27 protein-coding genes are annotated in these 24,364 nt (G+C 48.6%); 16 read left to right on the top strand and 11 right to left on the bottom strand.

What is annotated here, in order from left to right:
• The first annotated feature begins 139 nt into the window (after nt 1-139).
• The 4 genes from CIG75_RS09555 to CIG75_RS09570 all read left to right on the top strand — a co-directional run bounded on the left by CIG75_RS09555 (nt 140) and on the right by CIG75_RS09570 (nt 2,998).
• Nucleotides 140-727: a hypothetical protein gene (locus tag CIG75_RS09555; protein ID WP_094236450.1), complete on the top strand. Its 588-nt coding sequence runs from the start codon at nt 140-142 to the stop codon at nt 725-727.
• A 183-nt stretch (nt 728-910) separates the two neighbouring features.
• Nucleotides 911-1,165 (top strand): hypothetical protein, encoded by a 255-nt coding sequence (locus CIG75_RS09560; RefSeq protein WP_094236451.1) that lies wholly within the window; start codon nt 911-913, stop codon nt 1,163-1,165.
• 220 nt (nt 1,166-1,385) lie between these two features.
• Nucleotides 1,386-1,649 (top strand): general secretion pathway protein, encoded by a 264-nt coding sequence (locus CIG75_RS09565; protein WP_227874392.1) that lies wholly within the window; start codon nt 1,386-1,388, stop codon nt 1,647-1,649.
• Nucleotides 1,650-2,098: 449 nt separating this feature from the next.
• The gene (locus CIG75_RS09570) at nt 2,099-2,998 is read left to right on the top strand and encodes a 3-hydroxyacyl-CoA dehydrogenase (RefSeq protein WP_094236452.1); all 900 of its coding nucleotides are present in this window, start codon (nt 2,099-2,101) and stop codon (nt 2,996-2,998) included.
• Nucleotides 2,999-3,196: 198 nt separating this feature from the next.
• Here the strand turns inward: CIG75_RS09570 and CIG75_RS09575 are convergent, their stop codons facing one another.
• The 6 genes from CIG75_RS09575 to CIG75_RS09600 all read right to left on the bottom strand — a co-directional run bounded on the left by CIG75_RS09575 (nt 3,197) and on the right by CIG75_RS09600 (nt 9,479).
• Nucleotides 3,197-4,336, bottom strand: coding sequence for a toxic anion resistance protein (locus CIG75_RS09575; RefSeq protein ID WP_094236453.1), 1,140 nt, complete (start codon nt 4,334-4,336; stop codon nt 3,197-3,199).
• A gap of 32 nt (nt 4,337-4,368) precedes the next feature.
• Entirely contained in the window at nt 4,369-6,057 is a 1,689-nt protein-coding gene (locus tag CIG75_RS09580) for a vWA domain-containing protein (protein ID WP_094236454.1), read from the bottom strand.
• 14 nt (nt 6,058-6,071) lie between these two features.
• Nucleotides 6,072-6,818 carry a hypothetical protein gene (locus CIG75_RS09585; protein WP_094236455.1) on the bottom strand — a complete coding sequence of 249 codons (747 nt, stop codon included), beginning with the start codon at nt 6,816-6,818 and terminating at the stop codon, nt 6,072-6,074.
• A gap of 489 nt (nt 6,819-7,307) precedes the next feature.
• Nucleotides 7,308-7,976 (bottom strand): vWA domain-containing protein, encoded by a 669-nt coding sequence (locus tag CIG75_RS09590; RefSeq protein WP_094236456.1) that lies wholly within the window; start codon nt 7,974-7,976, stop codon nt 7,308-7,310.
• A 326-nt stretch (nt 7,977-8,302) separates the two neighbouring features.
• A complete protein-coding gene (locus CIG75_RS09595) occupies nt 8,303-9,064 on the bottom strand; it encodes a polysaccharide deacetylase family protein (protein ID WP_227874393.1) in 762 nt (253 codons plus the stop codon).
• Between the two features lie 82 nt (nt 9,065-9,146).
• On the bottom strand, nt 9,147-9,479 hold the full coding sequence (locus tag CIG75_RS09600; protein WP_094236458.1) for an MGMT family protein: 333 nt from the start codon (nt 9,477-9,479) through the stop codon (nt 9,147-9,149).
• Nucleotides 9,480-9,552: 73 nt separating this feature from the next.
• Here CIG75_RS09600 and CIG75_RS09605 point away from each other — a divergent pair, with 73 nt between their 5' ends.
• On the top strand, nt 9,553-11,142 hold the full coding sequence (locus CIG75_RS09605) for a catalase (RefSeq protein ID WP_094236459.1): 1,590 nt from the start codon (nt 9,553-9,555) through the stop codon (nt 11,140-11,142).
• A 228-nt stretch (nt 11,143-11,370) separates the two neighbouring features.
• Here CIG75_RS09605 and CIG75_RS09610 read toward each other — a convergent pair whose 3' ends face one another.
• The 3 genes from CIG75_RS09610 to CIG75_RS20695 form a co-directional block, all read right to left on the bottom strand.
• Nucleotides 11,371-12,897 (bottom strand): M36 family metallopeptidase, encoded by a 1,527-nt coding sequence (locus CIG75_RS09610; RefSeq protein ID WP_322348610.1) that lies wholly within the window; start codon nt 12,895-12,897, stop codon nt 11,371-11,373.
• 203 nt (nt 12,898-13,100) lie between these two features.
• Nucleotides 13,101-13,328, bottom strand: coding sequence for a DUF378 domain-containing protein (locus tag CIG75_RS09615; protein WP_094236460.1), 228 nt, complete (start codon nt 13,326-13,328; stop codon nt 13,101-13,103).
• A gap of 60 nt (nt 13,329-13,388) precedes the next feature.
• Nucleotides 13,389-13,568 carry a hypothetical protein gene (locus CIG75_RS20695; protein WP_157729479.1) on the bottom strand — a complete coding sequence of 60 codons (180 nt, stop codon included), beginning with the start codon at nt 13,566-13,568 and terminating at the stop codon, nt 13,389-13,391.
• 147 nt (nt 13,569-13,715) lie between these two features.
• On the opposite strand from CIG75_RS20695, the gene mtrB reads away from it, so the two are divergent.
• The 10 genes from mtrB to ndk all read left to right on the top strand — a co-directional run bounded on the left by mtrB (nt 13,716) and on the right by ndk (nt 21,639).
• A complete protein-coding gene (gene mtrB / locus CIG75_RS09620; RefSeq protein ID WP_094236461.1) occupies nt 13,716-13,940 on the top strand; it encodes a trp RNA-binding attenuation protein MtrB in 225 nt (74 codons plus the stop codon).
• A 111-nt stretch (nt 13,941-14,051) separates the two neighbouring features.
• Nucleotides 14,052-14,552: a hypothetical protein gene (locus tag CIG75_RS09625; protein ID WP_094236462.1), complete on the top strand. Its 501-nt coding sequence runs from the start codon at nt 14,052-14,054 to the stop codon at nt 14,550-14,552.
• A gap of 208 nt (nt 14,553-14,760) precedes the next feature.
• Nucleotides 14,761-15,606 (top strand): heptaprenyl diphosphate synthase component 1, encoded by an 846-nt coding sequence (locus tag CIG75_RS09630; protein ID WP_157729480.1) that lies wholly within the window; start codon nt 14,761-14,763, stop codon nt 15,604-15,606.
• 54 nt (nt 15,607-15,660) lie between these two features.
• Nucleotides 15,661-16,398: a demethylmenaquinone methyltransferase gene (locus tag CIG75_RS09635; RefSeq protein ID WP_094236464.1), complete on the top strand. Its 738-nt coding sequence runs from the start codon at nt 15,661-15,663 to the stop codon at nt 16,396-16,398.
• Nucleotides 16,391-16,999 carry a UbiX family flavin prenyltransferase gene (locus CIG75_RS09640; protein WP_094236465.1) on the top strand — a complete coding sequence of 203 codons (609 nt, stop codon included), beginning with the start codon at nt 16,391-16,393 and terminating at the stop codon, nt 16,997-16,999. Before CIG75_RS09635 ends, CIG75_RS09640 begins: the two co-directional genes overlap by 8 nt.
• Before the next feature lie 15 nt (nt 17,000-17,014).
• On the top strand, nt 17,015-18,175 hold the full coding sequence (mqnE, locus tag CIG75_RS09645) for an aminofutalosine synthase MqnE (RefSeq protein WP_094236466.1): 1,161 nt from the start codon (nt 17,015-17,017) through the stop codon (nt 18,173-18,175).
• Entirely contained in the window at nt 18,175-19,011 is an 837-nt protein-coding gene (locus CIG75_RS09650) for a menaquinone biosynthetic enzyme MqnA/MqnD family protein (protein WP_094236467.1), read from the top strand. The genes mqnE and CIG75_RS09650 overlap by 1 nt, the downstream gene beginning before the upstream one ends.
• A complete protein-coding gene (mqnC, locus tag CIG75_RS09655) occupies nt 19,008-20,096 on the top strand; it encodes a cyclic dehypoxanthinyl futalosine synthase (protein WP_094236468.1) in 1,089 nt (362 codons plus the stop codon). The genes CIG75_RS09650 and mqnC overlap by 4 nt, the downstream gene beginning before the upstream one ends.
• Before the next feature lie 12 nt (nt 20,097-20,108).
• Entirely contained in the window at nt 20,109-21,074 is a 966-nt protein-coding gene (locus CIG75_RS09660; RefSeq protein ID WP_094236469.1) for a polyprenyl synthetase family protein, read from the top strand.
• A gap of 118 nt (nt 21,075-21,192) precedes the next feature.
• Nucleotides 21,193-21,639: a nucleoside-diphosphate kinase gene (gene ndk / locus CIG75_RS09665; protein WP_094236470.1), complete on the top strand. Its 447-nt coding sequence runs from the start codon at nt 21,193-21,195 to the stop codon at nt 21,637-21,639.
• A gap of 44 nt (nt 21,640-21,683) precedes the next feature.
• Here ndk and CIG75_RS09670 read toward each other — a convergent pair whose 3' ends face one another.
• Nucleotides 21,684-22,580 (bottom strand): patatin-like phospholipase family protein, encoded by an 897-nt coding sequence (locus CIG75_RS09670; RefSeq protein ID WP_157729481.1) that lies wholly within the window; start codon nt 22,578-22,580, stop codon nt 21,684-21,686.
• Nucleotides 22,581-22,683: 103 nt separating this feature from the next.
• Between CIG75_RS09670 and CIG75_RS09675 the strand changes: the two genes are divergently transcribed.
• Nucleotides 22,684-23,457: a CheR family methyltransferase gene (locus CIG75_RS09675; protein WP_094238398.1), complete on the top strand. Its 774-nt coding sequence runs from the start codon at nt 22,684-22,686 to the stop codon at nt 23,455-23,457.
• Between the two features lie 414 nt (nt 23,458-23,871).
• On the opposite strand, the gene CIG75_RS09680 is transcribed toward CIG75_RS09675, so the two are convergent.
• Nucleotides 23,872-24,210 carry a c-type cytochrome gene (locus CIG75_RS09680; RefSeq protein ID WP_094236472.1) on the bottom strand — a complete coding sequence of 113 codons (339 nt, stop codon included), beginning with the start codon at nt 24,208-24,210 and terminating at the stop codon, nt 23,872-23,874.
• Nucleotides 24,211-24,364: the final 154 nt, after the last annotated feature.

The raw sequence follows: 24,364 nt of genomic DNA on the forward strand, positions 1-24,364 counted from the left end.
GCGTGAATCCTCTGATTAGCTAGTGCCGCGGGAGAGGTATGATCCCGTGATGCCAATCGGATTTTAACAGCTATCTTCGGTTTGACGAAATGACGAATCGAGGGTGCGTTCTTGTGTGATTACTAGGGGAGGAAGTTGAATGCGCAACTTTGCTGAAGAATTAGCCTACTGGTATTTTCGATTAAATGGCTTTTTCTTGATCGAGAACTACGTACTACATCGGCAGGGACATGAAATGCCTTACAACGCTGATATTGACTTACTAGGAGTTAGGCATAAATATTCCTATGAAGCAGTTGAGAGACGACAATTTGACCCAGACCCCAATCTGATGCGGCACTTTCAGCCGAATAAACACATCGGTATTCTGTGTGAGGTCAAGTCGGGAAATGCAACGCCAGCCAATATCAATCTCAGCAAAAAAGAACGATTGCTGTCGGCAGTTGAAAGGATTGGGTTCTTCTCACGTGATAAGTCTGATGCGATCGCCAGCGACCTCGTGCATAAAAAAACGTCAGCGGGTACCTATCATCAAGTTGGAAAAATATTACTTACAAAAGATGGTATCCAACGTGATGACTTTATCTGTTTGAAGCTTCTGGATGTTGAGCAGTTTCTCATTGCACATTTGCAAAAGAATTTGCGAGAAAAGGCGGGAGGGAAATTATTCTTTCCTGCAGGATTGATTCAGTATTTGATGTGGAAAGTGGAGGAAGGGCTAGGATAGAAGTTCGTCCAAGATCCATGAGTAGTGAATAGTTAGCATGGGCGAACCGAGGGATTGCCTTTTTTGCTTCCGTTCGACCACAGTCGTGGGAGAGATCAATATCATTCGAACTTTTCGAGTGAATCGATAACGAAATTTTTATAATTTATATATTTATATTACTATTGGGATGAGGGCGAGTACATGTTCCAACCACCAGTCCAGACGCAAAGCAGCTCTGTTCCCATCTCGACCCCGATTCAGGGGCAATCGGAAAGGCCAGCACAAAGCGGGCTTGAGCGGAGATCGCCAGGTGCTGACGGGGCACCGCTGTCAGCGGCTCATATCTTGCAACTGCAAAGAACGCACGGGAACCGAGCCGTCGCACAGATGCTACAAAAGCAAGATGATTTGCGTCAGAAGCAAGGGAACAGCTCTGACACACTGCAACCTAGATAGACTGTTACAGCCGATTCTAAATGACCGAAAGCTGACGCTATTGCCTGTCCTAAGGCTGACGGATATAATGACCACCATACCTATCCTAAAAAAGGAAAAGGACGCCTCCGAAAGATGTGCCACTGCTCCAACAGTAGCACCAGAGTCGTCCCCCAAATAACCATATGGTTATTGTATCAATTTATCAACTACAAGAAAAGCATGGTGTTTTTCGCACGGAGTGCAGAACAACATATTTGCCCAATATGTGAAGATGAATTGTACACAATCGGGAGCCTACATCTCACGCCATTTAGAATATGCAGGCGTTAACCGGGATCTTTTCACGAACGGTGCCATCGATGAGATTTATCGTTATTCGAGCGGTACGGTTCGCTTGGTGAACAAAGCGGCGACACATAGTCTGATCTACGGCGCAGCGAACAAGCACCGAATCATTGACGACCACATGATAAAGCGGGTGATTGCGGGAGAGTTGACTTGACTCTCTCGTTTTTCTTATTCTAATCGCTAGGCCATTTTATCCCTCAACCCTTGGACATTTGATGCAGTCAGTTCTCGGACATTACATGGCAGTAGTAACAGTAGGCATACGAAGTCAATCGATAAGGGTTCTTATCTCATTACAGAGAAACTTGCTCCATGATCAGTAACGCTTTTCTTCTTGCAGAAATCTGCATCTCCTGAAACATGTGATATCCTAGGTTAGGAATTGTATACATAAATTTGCAGAATAATTTGATCAAGACGACCGAACGAAAGGCCCCTGTAAACGAACTTCACAGGTGCTTGCCTATTTGCATCGGTGTCAATTTTTCCATCGTCGAATATAAAGTGTGAAGAAATACACATCCTATCAAGGCGTGGACTGAGCACTTGTGTTTACCCGTGACCGATGAAGGCAGACAAATCATTCGTAAAAGGAGATTGATTATGAGTTATCAAAAGATTATGGTAGCTGGTAGCGGCGTGCTTGGAAGCCAAATTGCCTATCAAACTGCCTTTAAGGGATTTTCTGTTACTGTGTATGATATAAACGACGAGGCGTTGGAGCGTGCAAAAGACAGAATCACGAAATTGAAACCCCTTTACCAAGCGGATTTGGGGACGACCGAGGAAGAAGTGAACGAAGCGTACGGTCGCATTTCCTTTTTTAATGATTTGTCAAAAGCAGTTGCTGATGCCGATCTGGTCATTGAAGCGATTCCTGAGATTGTTCAAGTCAAATTGGATTTTTACAAGGAATTAGGAAATGTAGCTCCTGACAAAACAGTTTTTGCGACGAATTCCTCTACTCTGTTACCCAGTCAATTTGCGGACGCGACAGGACGACCGGAAAAATTCTTAGCACTACACTTCGCCAATACAATTTGGAAAAACAACACTGCTGAAGTGATGAAACATCCTAGTACAGATCCGAAAGTGTTTGACGCTGTGATTGCATTCGCAAGAGCAATTGGAATGGTACCTTTACCGTTGTACAAAGAGCAGCCTGGTTACATTTTGAATTCGCTACTCGTTCCTTTTCTGGATGCGGCTCAGATGCTACTCGTAAATGAGATAGCAGATGCTGAAACGATCGACAAAACCTGGATGATCGCTACCGGAGCACCGCAGGGTCCGTTTGCCATCCTGGATGTCGTAGGCATTCGAACCGCTTATAACATCACACTTGCAAAAGCGAAGGCTACAGGCAACCAAGTGTATGAAAAAGTGGCGGAGATGCTCAAAACAGACTATCTCGATAAAGGGAAACTCGGCATCGAATCGGGACAAGGATTTTATAGCTATCCGAACCCAAGTTTTATGAAACCTGATTTTCTAAAGTCGTAATTACCTTTGCGTCCGCATCCATCGTGTCTGGGCTGAGCAATTGACGGTCGAGAATCGCTTGGAAGAAGCAAGACAGGGCGTTTTCGTAGGTAATAAGCATATCTTAGATCCTCGACTTCGGATCGGCGGTTGAGGTATAGTGGGTATCAATAAGCAGGAAAAAACCAACGATCTGATCGATCGTTGGTTTTTTTTTGGTTAAATCGCCAGTTTACTTCCTTTTTCCAACCGCAGAATGGTCTGTTCTCCAGTGTCAGCAAGCTCTCGAAACTGATTGATCGTTTCGCGCATTTTGGGAAGAGCTTCTTGCTTATAGGTACTGATCGAGTCAAGAGCCGAGAGGACATCGCTGAAGGCTTGCTTGAGAGTTTCAGCGGACACGCCGGTCTCGATCGCCTGTTTCTGGATAGCAACACCTTGATCTTTTAATAATCGCGACGTGCTGGCGATCAGGTCATTGGTGGTTTGATTCAACAGTTCGATCTTTTTCAGGACGACTTTTTGATTATATAACGCACTTGCGACCGTCACTGCGATTTTCAAGGCTGAGATGGTGACCGTCTTTGCACGTTCAACCCCACGGATCAACTCACGGTTGTTGCGGATGACCACCTCAAAGGCCATGACTCCCTGTTGGTTGATAACCATCATCTGCTGCATATCCATGACGCGTTGGCGTAGTGGAAACAAGACTTCCTCGGTGATGAACCGGATCTTGTCAGGGTCTTCATCCCGCACTTTTGCTGCTTCAATTTGAGCTTCAACGGCCTCATCCATAAACGCACCAAGTTGAATCTCTTGTTTCAGTTTTTTGGTGAGGGTACGAAGCGAATGCTGCTCGATCTCTAACGTCGTGTTGTCGTTTTTGAGAATTGTTTTGCCTTTGTCCAGGGACAAGACGATGTCGGAAATTACATCGTCTGCTTTTTGGTACTTCAGGAAGTAAGCACGAAGGGGATTGAAGAGTTTCCCGAGAAACCCCGTCTTAGTAAAATCGATGACACTCGGGTCCAAATCCTTCAGTTGTGTATGCAGATCTGTCAATCCTTTGGCCACTTGCCCGCCTTCATCACCTTTCTGAGAAAGCACACCAACCGATACCTGGAGCAGAGAGTTTTTCTCAGAAGACGTTCTCATTGTCTGCATCCCAAAGCTTTCAATCGAGGACAGAATCTCTTTACGTTTATCAAGTGAATCTACATCTAATTCCATGATTGAGACAACGTTGGAGGTGGCGAGCTCCTTGAGCTTGATCAGCTCTTCCGGAACTGGTTTGATCTGCTCCTCAATCACAACCTTGATTTCTTCTTGACTCGGAACTTCCATCGAGAAAGACATGCGAAGCTCCCTCCTTTATTTAGAATAAAAGTCTACATTTGAACATTGAAGAGATTTCCAAGTTTGTATACCACATCATCTGTGTCTGCGTTGATGCTTGCCGCTTCATTGATGCTGGAAATGTTTTGGAGTGCCTGAATGTTTGCATTGTACCCGACCGTGTAGACGGGAACCTTAAACGCTTCGATCAATCCTTTGACATCTTTGAGTGAATGGCCTTTGTTGGTTTCACCATCGCTCAGAACGAAAATCAAAGGCTTTTGATCAGGGCGCTCTTCCAACTCATCTTGCAACATTTTTAAGGCTACGACAATTCCGTCAAATGTTGCGGTTCCTCCGCTGGCCTGCAGGGAGTTTACAGCCCCGACAAACATCGATTGCTGGTTGGTATCGTATTTTCCGAGCGGCAGGTTGATCGTGACATCGTCCGAATAGGAAACGAGACCAATGCTGTTCCCTTTTCCGAGGTACTTTTGAGCGGTGAGAAGAGACTCTTTCAAGCGATTGAGCGGAGTGCCATTCATACTTCCCGAAGTGTCTGCTACAAAAATCGCCGCAATTGATTTATTTCCGTCTTTCTTCGCTTTCCAAACTTTCTGTGCAGAAGTTAACAGGTTGCCGTCAATTGTGCCGAGTTCGGACTGGTAGTCGTCAAGACCATTAAATCCTTTTTCTTGAGCTAAGTTTTGGTATTTCTCTTGTGTTGCAAAATCAGAGAACTTTTTTAGAATTTCGAGCTTATTTTGAGGGAGATCACCGAGCGCATACAAAGGACTGTCGTGTCGAACCCCAAATGGAGTGAAAACATATTCACTCTTCAAGTCCGGGATGTTGGCAAAGGTTTGATACTCAAGAACGAATCCATCAAGCGCCCCCGATTTAGCTGCCTCACGCATTTGAATGGTGGTGGATGCTGTGAACGGGACATTTGCTTGGAACTTCTCAAAGCCTTGGACCGCTTTTTCTCCCAAGATGTTGGAGCTATCGAAGGTGTTCAGCGCAGTGACAAGGAAGTTCAAACCTGTAGAGCTTGCGAACGGATCGGTATAACCCATTGCCATTTCGTTATTGGAAATCGCATCAGTTATCGTTTTGACATTCACCGCACCGTACTTCGAAATCAACTGGTCGTACTTGGCCTTTGACATCACAATCCCTGGCACGTTTCCGGTAAGTCGTTTCGTCACAAGCTGAGTCTTCATCCCATGCGACTTTACCATCTCGCCCCATAGTTCATTGGAGGGGGTGTAGGCGTCAGGTTTGTACTTTCCAGAAATGATGTAATCGGCTGCAGTACCCGAAGCGATATTTCTGATTTTCAGCGAAACAGGTCGTCCATCTACCAGGATTCCTGCTTTGTTAAATTCTGTTGCTACTTCATTGAGCCAACCGTCAACACCAGTACCCGATTTTTCTGTTGACGAGAAGATCTCGACAAAATTGTCGGTCGAATTCTCTACAGAAACAGGAAACTTAGAAATGTCGGGTAGAGACTCTCCGATGTTCACTGGATCAAGATCAATTTGACCTTTGGGAGCGGAGACTTCATTTACATTGATGTCGTAGTAAAGATCCACTAAATTCTGACTTGCTTTTTCAGACGTAATCTGCTCGTTTGACTTACCGAAGTTCTTTGTCAAAATCACGCCGATATAGACGAGCAAGAAAACGATGACCAAGATTCCCCCCATGTAGAGAAACGATTTGCTCTTCTTTGCCATTCAAAATCACCCTTTCACTTGTACAGCTTAGTTTGCTTGATCAGAGAGTCAATCTCTTGTATGCAAGCCATGTTTTCAATATCTTCGTGTTCAAGGCTATCCAAGTTCGATATTTCTAATAGGAGCTTATCGAGGCGCAGCATGATTTCTTCATTTGTTTGCAAAGACTCATGGATGAATTTCAAATATTCATTATGAACGCTCGCTTTTTCATTCTGTAGTTCCCGAGAAAAAGAAGAAGAAGTGCGTGCGCTGCTCTTTGAAATATCGGTTGAATGAAACACAGTGAGCCTGTTCAGCATGCTCTTCATATTACGGTAGAAGAGGTTCTCGACAGATGTGATTACAGAGGCAAACTTCATGAAACTCATTTCAGACTCATCGAATCTTTGCTTCAACACTTCGAACAAGGTGGTAGTTTTCATTTCGATTCGTTCAAGTTGATCCAGCGCAAGATCGATATCTTTTTCCAAACCTTTTACACGTTTGAAACGGCCCAACGCATCTACAAAATCTTCTCTGGTCTTCAATTCTTTTGTAGAGGGGAGCGGTGTTGGCTTGAACAAAAGATTGTAGCTAACAGTCAACAGAATCAACAGACTGGCAACGATGAATGTTACCCCGAATGCTGTTTGTAAAGCGCCTTCTCCCGTTAATTTCAGCCCTAGTAAACCGGGCGAGAAAACAAAAATATTTGCTACCGTTACTCCTACAATAAGCCCCCCTAGTTTAGCGAGGTTATAAAAAGTAAACTCTTGCAATCTTCTCTCCCTCCTCAGTGAAGATTAACCTTACGTTATAGCATGATTTTTGAAATCCTCATCTTACATAATAACTTTGTTTGGAGAAAATAGTCTATCCCAATTTAACAATAAGGCTTGGAACAATTGCCATGATCAGGGAGGGGAGGCACGGAAACGAAAAGATCGAGGCTCGCTGAGCTGTGGCTGGATGCGAGCTTGCGGGTGTAATGATGAAGAATAGGGAAGTTGACCACGCGGACATTGCGCACTCGGTTGCCAGTATATTTTATGGAAGCGTACTCATTGTGGTTCGTTTTGTTACGTAGACGGTGGTTTGGGTAAGTAGAGGTGTCCTAGGCAGATCGGTTGCTCAAATCATGACGAAAGCGGTAGTCAACAAGTAAGGTCATGGCAAGGTGCAAAAAAAACAGAACCTAAATGACGGCACGGCTGCTGTCCTCAAAGTTCTGTTTTTCTGTTGTCACAGGATGTGGCGACTTGGCAGACCTATTTAAGGATTCCTTTTGCTCGTGCTTCTTTCAGCCAGAGCGGGAACTCATCTAACAGCCGATCATAGAGCTCATCATCGGATACTTGCTCGATGTCATCAAAATGGAAGAAGTTTGCGTTATCTACAAATCGGCCTTCCATCGTATCTAACTTTTGTAATACATCAAAATTAGAGTCGCCAATACCGACGAATTGCCAAAAAATTGGCTGAATTGACGAGTTTACGATGAATTTTTTAATACCTGATTTGCAGCCGCCATCGTTGATAAAAACTAAGAAGACAGGCAATTCGCTGGGTTCTTCGGTCAAATATTTCTGCAACACGTCTTTCATCACTTTTGGTTCGTCATTTCTTCCATATTTGTGGATCGAGTCGTCAGCCAGAATGCGTTGGTTTACATAGTCAACAAAATCTTTTTCGGTCACGGCTGGCAAGCGAGAAAATTCATTGTCATAGACCCAAACATCTAATGCACCATCATCATCGAATTGACTGGCCACCGCTAAAATTCGCTCAACCACTTTCTGCACGGTTCCATTTTTATAGAGGGCGCGCATTGAACCACTAATGTCTAATACCAACCCTACTTTGGCCACAACATTGTGCAGTTGCTTTTTCTCAAGCACGACCCGAACCGTGTCTTTCATTAAAGAAATTGTACTCATGCGATCTGCTCCTATCCATTCGTTATTGAACTAAAAACATTGATGACAAGATATGTTTAGTCTATCAAAAGTGTCTCTTTAATTGAATAGAGAAAGGAAAAGATGGAAATGAAAGTGAGGAAGATCACCAGCTTGCACCTTTTTACGCAGTGGACTTGGCATGCCCTAGCGTGAAATCGACCGATTGAAGAGAAATAGGCGCATCTTGACGCGATAAGTGAGAATCGATACAAAAGCCTCTTGGGAAAACGCCCAAGAGGCTTTTGGTGTGTGAACAGCAGGAGCGAAGCGTTGCAGATTCGCTCCGTTTCTTGCTCGTGGATTGGTTAGCGAGAGGTGATTTTTAGGGGGGACCCGTGTTTGATTTGCAAGAGCTCAGATACGGTCAGAAAACGATACCCTTTCTTCACGAGCTCGGGCATGATCTTTTCCAATGCGCTGACTGTCTGCGAGCGGTCTCCTCCCATGTCATGAAAGAGTACGATCCCTCCATTGTGCACATTGGACAGCACTCGATCCACGATCTTATCGACGCCAGGGTTACTCCAGTCGCGCGTATCCTGGTTCCAGGACCACATGACAACAAGGTAGCCGGCCGTTTTGGCGGTGTTCACCACCGTGTCATTATATACACCGCCTGGGGGACGGAAGGTGCTCGGCTTGGTACCTGTGACCGTTGTCACGACCGCTTCCGCTTTGTCGATTTCCTCCCGTAGACTTTCCGCTGAAATTTTCGTCATCGTCGGATGACCATAGGTGTGATTGGCCAGTTCATGTCCTTCTTTAACTTCCCGTTTGGCGATCTCGGGAAATTTTTCGACCCTTGATCCGACGACGAAAAAGGTTGCTTTGGCATGATATTTCTTTAAGATCTCTAAGATTTGTGGGGTATATCTTGGATCGGGTCCATCATCAAACGTCAAAGCGATCACTTTTTGCTCAGTTGGAACTTCCCACACCACTTCTCCGCGCCGTTCATAATAAAAACGTCCTCTTTTCTGAGCCAGGGCGGAGTTGCGATCGGAAATCAAGAGTGCGATGAGACAGCAACTGATCAAAAGTACGATTCCGACTGATCGTCTACTCATACGTACCATCCCTCCTATGCAATGGTTAGTCTGCCCAACTAAAAAAAAGCCACCCCATCTCCAGGCAAAGGAAATGGGGCGGCTAAAGAAAATCGTCAGCTGCTGAGCGTTCAGGATGATATTGATACTGCGCCAAATTGATGAAGCTTTCGTTTGTAATTTCTACACCTTCGATCTGTAGCAGCAGTTTTTGCTCTTGAAAACCTGCTTCCTCACGCAAGCCGATCTGACCTTTTGAATTGATGACGCGATGCCAAGGCAGATTGTGCTTTTGGCTCATCGCATGAAGAATTCGGACAACCTGTCGGGCCGCCCTCGGACTGCCGGCCACTTTGGCGATTTGGCCGTAGGTCATCACTTTGCCCGCGGGTATGCTTTGGATAATTTCGATGGTTCGCTTCGTAAAAGGGTTCATGGGATTTATTATGACACATCACAGGAGTATAGCCAGCCAATTATTGGAGAATATTTTTCTTGGAGGTGTAACCATGAAGGAGTCAGCAAATGGGAACAACGAACAGGATAAAATTTTGACCAATCGACAGGGGCATCCGGTCACAGATAATCAAAATGTTCGAACGGTAGGTAATCGAGGACCGGTAACTCTCGAGAATTATGATTTTCTGGAGAAGATTTCACACTTTGACCGAGAGAAGATTCCGGAGCGGGTCGTGCATGCAAGGGGTGCCGGGGCGCACGGTTATTTTGAATCCTATGGCAAGGTGGGAGACGAGCATGTGTCCACCTACACTCGCGCCAAGCTTTTCCAAAAAGCGGGGAAACGGACACCGGTCTTTGTGCGTTTTTCGACGGTCGTGCATGGTGGACATTCATCAGAGTCGGAGCGAGACCCGCGCGGATTTGCGGTGAAGTTTTATACGGAAGATGGCAACTGGGATCTGGTCGGGAACAATTTGAAAATCTTCTTTATTCGCGATCCGTTGAAATTTCCCGACATGGTGCACTCGTTCCGTCCTGACCCAGTCACGAACTTGAGCAATCCGGAGCGGATGTTTGATTTCTTGTCGCTCAGCCCTGAAGCGACACACATGGTGACCTTCCTGTTCTCACCGTGGGGCATTCCGGCCAACTATCGCCAGATGCAGGGATCGGGTGTCAATACCTACAAGTGGGTCAATCAAAATGGGGAAGCGGTGCTGATCAAATATCATTGGGAACCGCTGAAGCAGGGCATTCGCAACTTGAAGCAACATGAGGCGAGCGAAATTCAAGGCAAGACCACCACCCATGCTACACAAGACCTTTATGAAGCGATTGAGCGCGGTGAGCATCCCGAGTGGGAGCTGTGCGTGCAGATCATGAGCGATGGTGAGCATCCGGAATTGGATTTTGATCCGCTCGACCCGACCAAACTTTGGCCGCAGGATCAGTTTCCGTTCCGAAAGGTCGGCAAGATGGTGCTGAACAAGAATCCGGAAGACTATTTTAATGAAGTGGAACAGGTTGCTTTTGGCACAGGTGTGCTCGTCGATGGGCTGGACTTCTCCGACGATAAATTGCTCCAAGGTCGGACTTTCTCCTACTCGGACACGCAAAGGCACCGTGTGGGGACGAACTATTTGCAATTGCCGATCAATGCTCCGAAAAATCGGGTCGCGACCAATCAGCGCGGTGGGCAGATGGAGTATCATGTGGACAAAGCGCCAGGACAGAATCCGCATGTCAATTACGAGCCATCCTCGCTGGGTGGCTTAAAAGAAGCGTCACAGTCAGGGGACCTACATCAGCCGCACTATGATGCGAAATTGGTGCGGGAGAAAATTGACCGCCCAAACGACTTTCAACAGGCGGGAGAGACGTATCGCGCTTTTGAGGATTGGGAGCGTGACGAACTGGTCGCCAACCTCGGCCAGGTCCTGTCGATCTGCCAACAGCAGATTCAAGATCGCATGATCGGCTACTTCACAGAGGCCGACTCGGAATATGGCAACCGCGTTCGGGCGGAGCTGGAGAAAGTTCTCGCTGCGAAGCAGGACATAGATCACACCAGTAGCAAGACGGCAGATGAAATGACCGAACAAGCGCGGAAAATGGGTCATACGACGGACGGCTACTAAACGGTTCGCATGAGTGTTGCACTTGCTGCACTTGTTCTTGAGACAAGAGCAAACGCTGAGTGGTAAGTCGGCAGATGTGAGGATCGAGCGAGCAAATACAATAGGTCACAAGTATGAGAAAATCCCCTCCGGTCAACAAGAGTAGGCCCATCTACAAGATGATCCTTTCTCTTGCTACACAGGAGGGGATATTTTCATTGAAAACGTATCGATTGTTCTAAGTCCCGATTAGAGGGTCGAGATGCCGCGAGCTGCCCAGATTGCAGTGATTGTCGTAGCGTTTGCACCACCGTTGAGCAGAGCGTCTGCAGCTTTGATCGCAGCAGCGCCGTTGTTAAAGCCGGAGCTCGGGGTGAGGGAGAAGTGAGATTGCAGGATGATCTTCGTAGCGACATCTACGCCAAGCTGCTGCGCCATTTCGTATGCACCTTGCGACCAGATTTCGCCGTCTGCATGAACTTGGCCTTTCCAGCTACCCGGCATGACTTTGTTGTTATCGAGACGACGCAGGCACGGAGGGTTGCTGGAGCTATCATAGGTTACAGCATCCCACTCGCCGACGCATGCGGTGCCGAAAGAGGACGGAGCGAGCTTGTCTTCCCAGATCGCGCCGAGGTAGTCGCCAAAGCCTTCGCCCATCGCGCCGCCTTGCAAGGTGTTGCCAAAGCCCGGCACTTGGTTGTCATGGATGGAGTGGCCGTATTCATGCGCGATGATACCTGCGTCCTCTGCATCGTCAACGCCGCCGGTGCCGAAGGTCAGTTGTTTGGTGGACGGGGAGTAGAAAGAGTTGTCTGCCGTCGTCCCGTTTACGTTTACATAGATCTGACGGTTGTTGATGTTGGTGAAGCCAAGCGATTGGATGTAACGTTGCAGTTCGTCGATATGGTAGTACACCATTACGTTTTCAAAGTGCTTGCTGTTGCGGGTGTAGTTGAATGTGTTGGTTGCCGAGAACGAGTTGAAACCCGATTGGTTGGTGCGAACATATTGACCGCGCAGGTAGCCAGAACCGTCCAGACCTCTCAGTGTGACCGTTTTCAGTTGATTGGTCAATGCGGTGGAGTCTGCATCGTTGTTGTCAGCGAAGCCGACTTTGGTGCCAGCAGATTCGAGCGGATTCGGCAGGAACACTTTACCGGTGCCGTCTACTTTTCGGTTGACGTCTTTGTTCTTGAGGATTGTGCCGTCTTCTGCACTGACGAACGTTTCCCAAGTAGCGAGCGACTCATCATCTACTGCAGTTACTTTATAGGCCGGAACTGCTTTACTGCCTTCCACATAATAACCAAAGATCCGGGAAACCAATTCTTTGGTCTTTTTCACTTTGTTATGGCCTAATGCTTTGCCTTCCGCATCATTTTCGTTCAGTTTGCTTTTCGTCTTCAGGCCAGTCAGGTTCGGCACGTAGTCGGATACGATCAGCACCGGTGTGCCTTTTGCATCCAAGGTGACGGTCACTTGATGATAGAACACATCAGAGCCTTCTACCGTCTGCTGATAGCGAACGTATGAAGCTACGTCCGTCTTGGTCGTGGATACGTGTTTCAGGTCAGACAGATTTGCTTTGAACCCGTATTGGTCAGCGTTTTGCTTGAGGTAATTGTCTGCAGCTCCTTTAAAATCGATCTTTACGGCTGCTGCTGCGGCCTGTGCCGGTTTCGATTGTACCGTTTCTGCCATCGTTTGCGGTGCAAGCATCGTTAACATCATGGCAGTTGCAACTGCTGTTACAAAAGTTTTGCGATTTTTCATGACCATTTAAACCTCCCTATTTTTGTTTTCATAATTATCTTATTATTGCTCCGAAAGAAATGCAAGTGTTTTTTATCAACAAAATATGATTATTTCAAAACAAATATTTATATATAGTATATACCGCTAATAAAAGGAGGCATAAAAAAACCGCATACCCAATGCGGGTATACGGTAGAGCGATCTTTCTTATTGGTTGTCCATCAACGGTCGTTGTCAGCCATTCCTCGGTCGCCCCGGAACAAGAGCGAGAGGCCGTACAAGCCGGAAATACCAACCAACGTGTAAATGAGTCGGCTGAGCCAAGCTGATTCACCGCCAAATAATGCGGCAACCAGGTCCCATTGGAACAGGCCGACCAACAGCCAGTTGAGAGCACCGATGATGATCAGCGTCAGTGCGGTTCGATCGAGTGTGCTTAAGCGGTTCATATGCGCCTCCTCCTTTCGACTCCGACTTATCCGTTAAGATTCCCTACAGGAAATCCTGTATTAGCGGAAGTTACTGGAGTGTGGCAGGGATGGGGGAGGCGCGTGGTCGATCTCATCCGCTTTGGGATTGGCGGTGGGCAGATAGCCTTTGGCATATTCGTAGTGCAGCGGCGTCGTCTCTTTTGTTGCTTCGGGTCGCTGGCGGTGTTCGGCTGCCGATGTTTCTTCTGGTCTCATCATTCGACACCTCCGCTCCTGTTGATGATCTAGTGGTGATTTGGCCTAGACTTTCGAAAATAGTATGTTCAGTTGATCGATGAATAACATTGCAAGTTCTTACCACAAGATGGTATACTAAATAACGAAATTTTGGAGGGCGGGGATTAGATGTCTAACGAGTATTTCGTCATTAAAGCCCAAGATAATGGAGTTCAGGTGATCGGTTTAACACGCGGTCAAGATACAAGATTTCACCATGCGGAGAAGTTGGACAAAGGTGAAGTGATGATCGCAGAATTTACCGATCACACTTCGGCTGTGAAAGTGCGCGGCCGCGCAACGATCTGGACCAAATTTGGCAAAATTGAAGCAGGCGAGACCGATTCAGAATAATGTGTAGCAAAGAGGCGAGTCAGGTGACACACAAGCACCTGGCTCGTCTTTTTTTGTGCGATTGCGCATATCTTCCTAGTAATGAGCACGATGGGAGAGGGGGAGAGCCTGATGTCGAAAGGTTTGATCACGGCACTGTTGATCTCAACGGTGCTCGCACTCGCCCTGTCGTTCTTGCCGGCACAAGCGCTGGAACGTTGGGGAGGACAGCAGTTCGAAGCTCGAACCAGCGGGGATGTGACAGTGATGAGTATGGACAAGGTCGTCGATGAACTGGGCACGCTACAACTTGGCAGCCATCTGCAACAAGTGGTATGGGAACAAGACCGCTTGGTGATCATGCTGGCCGTCCCAGCCTCCAAACTGCGCCAAAATCAACACAAACCGTGGAGCGACATCTATAAAATTGCACACCGCTTTTTAGTAGAAGTACCGCAACATCGGGCGGTGGAAGTGCGGGTAGTCACGTATGAACATCCGGAGCTGGTGCAGTTGTCAGTTTCAGCCGATCGCTCCGACATGGTGGGAGCACCAAAACCAGATTCACAGGCAATCGCTACCTTTGTGCAACAAAAGTTGGATGTAATTGAAAAAAATATGCAGTCAAAATGACGCGGCGACTGCCTGCGTCTTTTTTCTCTTCCTAGATAGAAATTGTGTATGCTATACTTAGTCTAATGAATACTGTCAGGGACTTTCATATTTCCTGTCGAAAAAGCTCATGTTAAACTTGGTTTAGTAGCTTTGTATCCTAGGGCTGGTCGGGCCTTTTTCTTTTGTAATGGGGTTTGGCAGCCAGTCTGAGTAGGAGATGGAACCATTGCAAGTACAACAACGCATCGAAGAGACCTGCTTGCAGGACATCCGGTTGAAGATTTCTGCCGAAATGGATCATACGTACTTATCTGCGATCATTATGCGACCAACCCCGGAAAGACTGCAGCTGTTGCTCGGTGAAGCGATCTGCAAGGCGGCCGGTCTTTGCAAAGAGGAAACGGAAACGATCGTTTCCACCTTACTGCTGATCTACGAGGGTTTGGCCATTCATGAAGAGATTGAAACGCTGGCTGCGCACTCGGATGAGCGCTACCGTCAACTCGGTGTGCTTGCCGGCGCCTACTATTCCAGCAAATATTACCGACTCTTGGCCAAAAGCGGACAGATCAGACTGCTCGGTCAGTTTGCGCTCGCCATCCAGTCGATCAATGAAGCGAAAGCAGAACTTGTCCGTGTTCCGGGTGATTTTACGCTCAATGTGGAACGATATCTGCAACTGCAGGAGACGATTCATGGCACACTGCTTCACGCTTTGCGGGCGACGCTGTTGCCGCAGGGTGATGAGTGGGAGCAGCTCGTTTCGCATCTCATTCGCACAAGCGTCCTCAAGTCCGAACTGGACAAGATGACCGACCCGATTTGGCAACGCCAAGCGGTCAATCTCTCGGTGTGGCAGAAAGCGAACAACGAGGAGAAGAAGTGGCTGAAAGTGCTGAAGTCAAGTGGTGGAACAGATCATCGACTCCAGTCGCTCTATGTGAAATATGGCGTATCGACGTACTTGTTCTCCTTGCTGGAAGAAGCGGCTTCCCTCGCCGAGATGGTGATGATGTCGTTGAATGGGCTACGCGATGAGCTGCGCGCCATTCCCGGTCATCTGATCATCTGATCACGCCTGGGGCATACCCGCGTCGAGTTTGCGAAGAAGGTTGAGGGGAATTTTATGGATAAGTTCGCATCAAAAGAAGAGAAAGTTCATTATGTCTTTGAACACATTGCTAAGCGTTACGATCTGATGAATTCTGTGTTGAGTGCTGGTTTTCATAAGCGCTGGCGTAAAATTACGATGAAGCGCATGAATATACAGCCAGGACAATCGGCGATCGACGTGTGCGCAGGTACCGGCGACTGGACGATTGCTTTGGCCGAGAAGGTCGGTCCGACGGGCAAAGTGGTTGGACTTGATTTCTCACAAGAGATGCTCAAATACTCGTATCCGAAGATCGAGAAGGCGGGCGTGGAGAAACAGACATCGATGATCTACGGCAACGCGATGGAACTGCCTTATGAAGACGATACGTTCCAACATGCGACGATCGGGTTTGCGCTGCGCAACGTGCCGGACATCAAAAAAGTGTTGTCCGAGATGATGCGCGTGGTCAAGCCGGGTGGACAAGTGGTGTCGCTCGAGCTGTCCAAACCGGTCTGGAAGCCGTTTCGAGCCCTCTATTTCTTCTATTTTTACAAAATCTTGCCGGCGATCGGCAACTTGGCATCCCGCGACAGTATTTCCTATTCGTGGTTGCCTGAGTCGCTGACCAATTTCCCGGATCAACAAGAACTGAAGAAGATCATGGAAGATGCCGGCATGACCGACGTGAAGGTATGGAACTTCTTTGGCGGCATCTGCGCTTTGCATATCGGCAAAAAGCCGGTTGCTAAGGATTCACGCCATGACTAAGGAATATGTCGTCGGAATGACGGGAGCAAGCGGTGCGGTGTATGCGATTCGTCTGGTACAGGAGCTATGCCGGGCCGGACATCGCGTACACCTTTTGCTCTCCGAGTCGGTCTGGCAGGTCTTTACGTTGGAGATGGGGTGGAAGGTGGAGCATGGCGATCTTGCAGCGGTGCCCACATTGTTCGGACTGCCGGAAGATGCTGACTTACAGATCCATGGCAGCCGCGATTACGGAGCGCCTGTGGCGTCCGGTTCGCACCTCACGGCCGGTATGGTCGTGATCCCCTGTTCGATGGGAACGCTTTCAGCTATTGCGAACGGTTCCTCTGACAACCTGCTGGAACGGGCAGCGGACACGCACCTCAAAGAGGGGCGTCCGCTCGTTCTTGTGCCTCGGGAAACACCGTTTAATAAGATTCACCTGAAAAACATGCTTGCGACTGCCGATGCTGGTGCCAAGATCGTTCCGGCGATGCCGGGCTTTTATCACCGCCCGGAGACGATGGACGACCTGATCGATTTTGTTGTCGGCAAAGTGCTGGACGCGATGCATGTGGAACATACTCTCTTTCGTCGTTGGGGCGATCGAGAGAAGGAGTAGACGGGGGGAAGTACTGTGGAAATCATCACCAAAGACCACCCATTTGCAGAGATTTGGGAGAAGGTTCAGCGTGCAGAGCGTTTGACTTTCGAAGATGGTGTTAAGCTGATGTCCTCCAATGACATCACAGCACTGGGCTTTATGGCGAACTATGTGCGGGAGAAGAAGCACGGCGACCAGACGTTCTTCAACACCAACCGCCACATCAATCCGACCAATATTTGTCAGACGTTGTGTGATTTCTGTGCATTTGGTGTCCGGATGAAAGACCCGGCCGCTTACACGATGACGATGGAAGAAGTGGAGCATCGCCTTGACATGATCGAACCGGATGCCACCGAAGTTCATATCGTCGGCGGCAACAACCCGGCACTGCGTCTGGACTACTATGAGAACATCCTGCGCAAAGTCAAAGAAAAACGTCCGAACCTGCATGTCAAGGCGTTCACTGGCGTCGAGATCGACCATTTCACCCGCGTGAACAAACTTTCGATCGATGAGGTGCTCGACCGTCTGATCGCAGCCGGCCTCAATTCGATGCCAGGCGGTGGTGCGGAGATTTTTGCTGACGAACCGCGCTCGATCATCTGTGACCACAAGACGAGCGGAGATCGCTGGTTGGAAATTCATGAGATCGCCCACCAAAAGGGGCTACGGACCAATTCGACGATGCTCTACAACCATGTTGAGTCGAAGGAAGATCGTATCGATCACATGATCCGCCTGCGCGATCTGCAGGACAGAACGGGCGGTTTCCAAACGTTCATCCCGCTTTCTTGGCACCCGGAAAACACCGTATTGATCGAAAAATACCCGCACCTCAACTTCTCGACCGGTTTTGAAGACCTGAAAGTGATCGCTGTTTCCCGTCTGATGATCGACAATATCGATCATATCAAGACCTATTGGATGCAAGTCGGTGAAAAACTGGCGCAAACCGCGCTGTGGTTTGGCGCAGACGACCTCGACGGCAACGTCGTAGAAGAGAAAATTTACCATGCTGCGGGCGCGCAGACATCTCAGGGAATGGCAAAAGCAGACTTGGTCAAATTGATTCGCGATGCAGGCCGCACGCCTGTCGAGCGCGACACACTGTACAATGTCGTCAACACCGATTTTTCCTATCTTGACGACAAAGTGAAAAAAGAACAAGTTGAGGAGCTTCCCGTTCTCTAATGGATAAGTCTCAACATGTGCGGATCGGCCATATCAAGTTTACTAACGCACTGCCGATCTGCCATTTTCTCGAAAAGTCTGACCCTGAGATCGAATTTTTCCCTGGAGCTCCCAGCGAGCTGAACAAATGGCTCGCGGAAGGCTCTGTGGATGCGGGGCTGTGCTCCTCGTTCGCATATGCAGAACTTGCTGAACAATTTGTGGCTTTGCGCGGGCTGTCTGTCTCTTCGCGCGGTCCGGTCGGCTCGATTTTCTTCTTCTCGAAGCGCCCGTGGGAGGAGTTGAACGGCTGTGTGGTGGCTTTAACCAACATCTCGGCCTCGAGTTCGAACCTGTTGAAAATTCTGTTGGCCGAAACGGGGATCACACCTGCAAAATATGTGACGCTACCGTCCGATCTGCCCTCTATGCTTGAGGAAGCGGACGCTGCGCTTTTGATCGCTGATGACGCGCTCTATTGGTCGGTCCAGGAACACGGCTGTTACCTGTATGACCTTGGCGCCGAGTGGAACGAACGCACCGGTCATTCGATGACCTTTGCGGTATGTGCTGTCCCGAAGCGACTGATTGAAGAAAATCCGGAGAAGGCGCGCAAGATTCATCGCTTCTTCTTAGATGGCAAGAAGAAGGGACTGGCCGATATGGACGCTGTGATCGCGGAGGCGATGCGGATGCTCGGTCAGACAGAAGAGTTTTGGCGATCCTATTTCAATAAATTACGTCATGATTTGGACGAAGACTGGGCGGTTGGCGCCAATGCGTATTTTGATGCCGCATACCGTCATGGTCTGCTTTCCAAACCGGTCAAGCTGGAACTGTGGGGTGACGAGGAATGAGTTTTGTAAACACAAAATCGACCAAAGCGGATGAAGTTCTCGACAAGGCGCTGCAAGGCGAACGCCTTTCGCTTGAAGAAGGAACGATCCTGTATCAATCTGATGACTTGATCAAGCTTGGCGCGGCTGCCAAGAAAATTATGCAAAAGCATGCCCCGGACAACTTGGGGACTTTTGTGATCAATCGCAATATCAATTACACGAACATCTGTGACACGTACTGCCGTTTCTGCGCGTTCTACCGCACGGCAAAAGATGCAGACTCGTATGTTTTGTCTGATGAAGTGATTTTTGATAAAATTCAGGAGACGATCGACCTTGGCGGCACGGAGATTCTGATGCAGGGCGGTACCAACCCGAACTTGCCGTTCTCGTACTACACCGATATTTTGAAGAAGATCAAGGCTCGCTTTGACATCACGATGCACTCGTTCTCTTCGGCTGAGATCTTGAAAATGGTCGAAGTGTCCGGCCTGCCGCTTGATGAGGTGATCAGACAACTGCGTGAGGCAGGATTGGACTCACTGCCAGGTGGCGGTGCGGAAATTCTCGATGATAGAACCCGCATGCGCATCTCCAAATTGAAAGAATCTTGGACGAAGTGGATGGAAGTGCACGATGTTGCACAGCGCCAAGGCATGAACACGACGGCTACGATGGTGATCGGCTTTGGTGAGTCGATTGAAGAGCGCTTGCTGCACTTCATTCGCGTGCGCGAACAGCAAGATAAGACTGGCCGCTTCACCGCGTTTATCTCTTGGGTCTATCAGCCGGACAACACGGCGCTCAAAGGGACTCGCGCAACAGCTGTCGAGTATTTGAAAAATCTGGCGATCTCTCGTCTGATGGTCGATAACGTGCGCAACTTCCAATCTTCTTGGGTGACGATGGGCCATAAAATCGGCCAGCTGGCGATGGAGTTTGGTTGCAACGACATGGGCTCGACGATGATCGAGGAAAATGTTGTCTCGGCAGCAGGTGCGCACAACCGCAGTGATAAAGAACAATTGATTCGCTTGATTCGTGATGCAGGCCGCATCCCGGCACAGCGTGATACGCAATACAACATTCTGGAAATTTTCTAAGGTGGATTTTGAATGAAGTTGATGGACATCTATTTTTCGCTCAAATCGGATCTCGACTTGGTGGAGCGTCGGCTCCTTGATGAGGTGCACACTTCCCAGTACAACCTGAAGAAAGCATCTTCCCATCTGCTTAAGGCAGGAGGGAAGCGGATTCGTCCTGTCTTCGTCTTGCTCGCTGGGAAGTTTGGCCACTACGACCTGCCCAAGCTGACCCGAGTCGCCGCTGCGCTTGAGCTGATTCATATGGCGTCGCTCGTTCACGACGATGTGATCGACGACGCAGCCACGCGGCGGGGGACTCCTACTGTCAAGGCGGAGTGGGGCGACCGGATGGCGATGTACACAGGCGATTACATTTTTGCAAGGGCGCTTGTTTTGCTCGCGGAGTTTTCAGATGTACGGATCCATCAACTTCTTTCGGAGTCAATCGTCTCTATGTGTGAAGGGGAGATTGAGCAGATTCGCGATTTTTACAACAAGGAACAAACGTTGCGAACCTATCTGCGCCGTATCAAACGCAAAACGGCATTGCTGTTGTCGATTTCCTGCACATTGGGTGCGATGGTGGCCGACTGTCCGCCGCGTACGGTGCGTCTGTTAGAGCGCTACGGCTATTATGCCGGTATGGCTTTTCAGATCATCGACGACATTCTTGACTTGACCTCAACTCCGAAAAAGCTCGGGAAGCCGGTCGGTTCCGATTTAAGCCAAGGCAACTTGACGCTTCCGGTGTTGTTTGCTTTGCAGCATTCGCAGGATGCGGTGCGGTTGCGCGATTTGATCTCCCGCGAGATGACTCGAGCGGAAGTCGAGGAAGCGGTGAAGATTGTCAAAGCATCGGGCGGGATCGAATACGCCCGCAAGATGGCCGACCGCTATATGGAAAAGTGCCTCGATGCGTTGTACAAATTACCGAACATGGATGCCCGCAACAAGCTGGAAGGCATCGCTCACTTCATCAACGAACGCGATCATTAATCTGATCGCGTTCGTTTTTTGTAAGAGTTTGCTGCTCTCCCTTGCTTCTCGGGTATGACCTTGGTAAAATGGACAAGGATTGTAATGAATGTGTACATAAAAGGAGTTGTCTGAAGCAATGGCAGTTGAACAAACTTTCCTCATGGTAAAACCGGACGGCGTACAACGCGGTCTGATCGGTGAAATCGTTTCCCGCTTCGAACAGAAAGGCTTCAAGCTCATCAACGCGAAACTGATCCAAGTTCCGCGCGAACTGGCTGAATCTCACTATGCTGAGCTGTCCGACAAGCCGTTCTTCGGCGAACTGGTTGATTTTATCACTTCCTCCCCGGTATTCGGTATGATCTGGGAAGGTGAGAACGTGATCACCACCGCTCGTGCGATGATGGGTGCTACCAACCCGTCTGCAGCTGCACCGGGCACGATCCGCAATGATTTTGCAATCTCCGTCGGCATGAACATCATCCACGGCTCCGATTCCCCGGAGAACGCAAAACGCGAAATCGACCTGTGGTTCGGCGGCGAAACTTTGTCCTACGACAAAGCGATCAACAAATGGATCTAATCGGCGAATAGCCAAAGCCCGCTCCCTTGATGGGGGCGGGCTTTTTATTTTAGGTATTTTTTGAGGGCGGCCATCTTGTTCAGTGCTTCCTGACGGCCCAGCTCGATGCAGTATTCGATCTTGTCAAATGAGGTGAAGCCGACCCCTTTGATCATCGGTTGCAGGGCAAAAACATTTTCATCCATCAACTGCAAGGCGATGATCTCATTTTGCATGATGTCCACGCCGCGCATAAACATGTCCAGAAAGGTCTTGGGCGGCTCGGTGACATTTTTCATCTCGGTTTCGTGGAGATCGACGACGATCACTTTGTCACAGCCCGCATGTACCAAGACTTCGGCTGGAATGTTCATGCGCACCGCTCCGTCAACTAAGGAGCGTCCGTCGATCACTCTGGGCGTAAACAGGCCAGGGAGTGAGCAGGACGCGCGTACACAGGCGCCTTTGTCCAGCATGGGCAGGAATAACCAGTTGCCCAACTCATAGCCTCTGCTGAACAGGGGATCGGTGAAGATGATCGACTCGGCGGTGACGATATCGACCGTGGTGATGAACAGCGGGATTTTGGCGTGGGCGGCTGGTAGGGTGAATAGCTGGTTGAGGTAGCGTTCAAAATTGGTGCCGCGAATTAAGCCTTGTGGCAACAGGCGCGTCCAGTCTTTGTTGAGGCCGAAATACTGAAAAGGTAGCAAAGTGAGCAGTTTTAAAATGTCAAAGGTGCTTGTTGTCCAGTCGATCAGATCGCGCCCTTTAAAGTTGAGGGCGATCTTTCGAATCGTCGCAGGCGAGAGTCCGTGCGCGTAGAGAGCGGCGACGACCGATCCGGCCGAAGTACCGGCCACCATGTCCGGCTTGATGCCCGCTTCGTGCAAGGCTTCCAACACACCGATGTGCGCCGTGCCGCGAAAAGTACCGCCACTTAGGGCGAGGCCGAGTTTCACTTGATTTCCTCCTTCAGCAACCGGGTGGCTGGCAGGACTTTCGAGCGATAAAGCGAATATATGTCAAGATATAGATGGAAATGGGGAGGTACTCGCTTTGCCGATCGATGATTTTGATTTATTTATGGAAAATATCTGCAGATACACAAACATTGATCTTCGTAAATATAAACGGCCTCAGATGCAGCGGCGTTTGACGGCGTTGCGTGACAAGCGGGGCTTTCGCGATTTTATGTCCTATTTTGAAGCGTTGAAAAAGGATGATGCGCTGTTTGGCGAGTTTCTCGATCGCATGACGATCAACGTCTCCGAATTTTTCCGCAACCCGAACCGCTGGGATGTGGTTCGTGACCGGCTGGTGCCGGAGCTGATCGGAAACAAACGGCGCTTGAAGGTCTGGAGTGCAGCTTGCTCGACCGGTGAGGAACCGTACACGCTGGTCATGCTGCTCAGTCAGTTCATGCCCTTGTCTGACATTCAGATCCTCGCGACCGACCTGGACGAAAATGCTCTGCAAAAGGCCAAACAGGGCTTGTATTCGGAGCGTTCTCTGCACTTTGTACCACCTGAACTGAAACGCAAATATTTCACGGAGACGGGCAACCACCTGTTTGCAGTCAGCGATGCGGTCAAGCGCTGTGTGACCTTTAAGCGCCACAACTTGTTGGAGGATCGGTTTGAAAATGATTTTGATCTGATCGTCTGTCGCAATGTGATCATCTACTTTACGGAGGAGGCCAAAGACGTCCTGTATCGGAAATTTTCGGATGCACTGCGTCCCGGAGGCGTCTTGTTCGTGGGCAGTACGGAGCAGATATTTAACCCGCAGTCGTTTCAATTTACGACTTACGACACCTTCTTCTATCAGCGTCAATAGTACCTCACTACCTTATGTGTGAGGTGCTTGTCCTAGCACGTTTTTGGAGTGTCAGAATCGCTCGAATTTTGAAGTTTGATTGACTTCCAAAAATTTTGCAATCCTGCTGATTTCCTATTTACTTTCAAGTGGTTTCGACTTAGAATGAAATAGGAAAAGCGAATGGATTTCAAAACTGAGTCATATTAATTTAAAAATGATTAAGTTTTAGTCCATCGCATAGAGAGCCCCACAAAAGGGCCCAGGGAGGCACGCCTTACAAATATTGCACCATTGCTTAGATGAGCTACTATATATACTCTGTATGCAGCAACATAATACAGGGAAGAGGACTGTCCGCAACGGACAGTCCTTTTTCTGAGCGGTGGGCAAACAAAAAGGATTCTTGCGGTACTCGCAGGAATCCTATTGTTGTTATTTTTCGAGATTGGTAATGTAATTGGCTACCGCGCTAATTTCTTTATGGTCTTTGATAATTCCGCCCGGCATGTTCGGAGCAACACCGTCAGCGATGATCTGTTGGATCGTCTCAGCAGACAGCTTTTGACCTTTTTCGTACAGGCTTGGAGCGGTCTCCGTGCCCTTCAGATCCTTGCCATGGCAGGACGCGCAGTTTTGCATAACGAGCTTTTCAGCGTCAATTGCTTTTTCTTCCTTGTGTTGGAAGGTGTCTGCAGAATAAGATGCGAAGCCGCTAAAGGCGACGCCCAGTACAAACAGCACAAGTACGATACCGATACCACGTAAGCTCATATCTCACACTCCTTTCTTTATACTCAACCATTTTACCATGATCAAAAAGAAATACGTACACTTGATTTTTTGGAAACTTGTGTCCAAAATCGTACTTTTTATTGAGAATGACGGCGATATATCATGCAATTTCGCGCCAAACCTATAAACTTTC

This window comes from Tumebacillus algifaecis, assembly GCF_002243515.1.
Taxonomy (GTDB): domain Bacteria; phylum Bacillota; class Bacilli; order Tumebacillales; family Tumebacillaceae; genus Tumebacillus_A; species Tumebacillus_A algifaecis.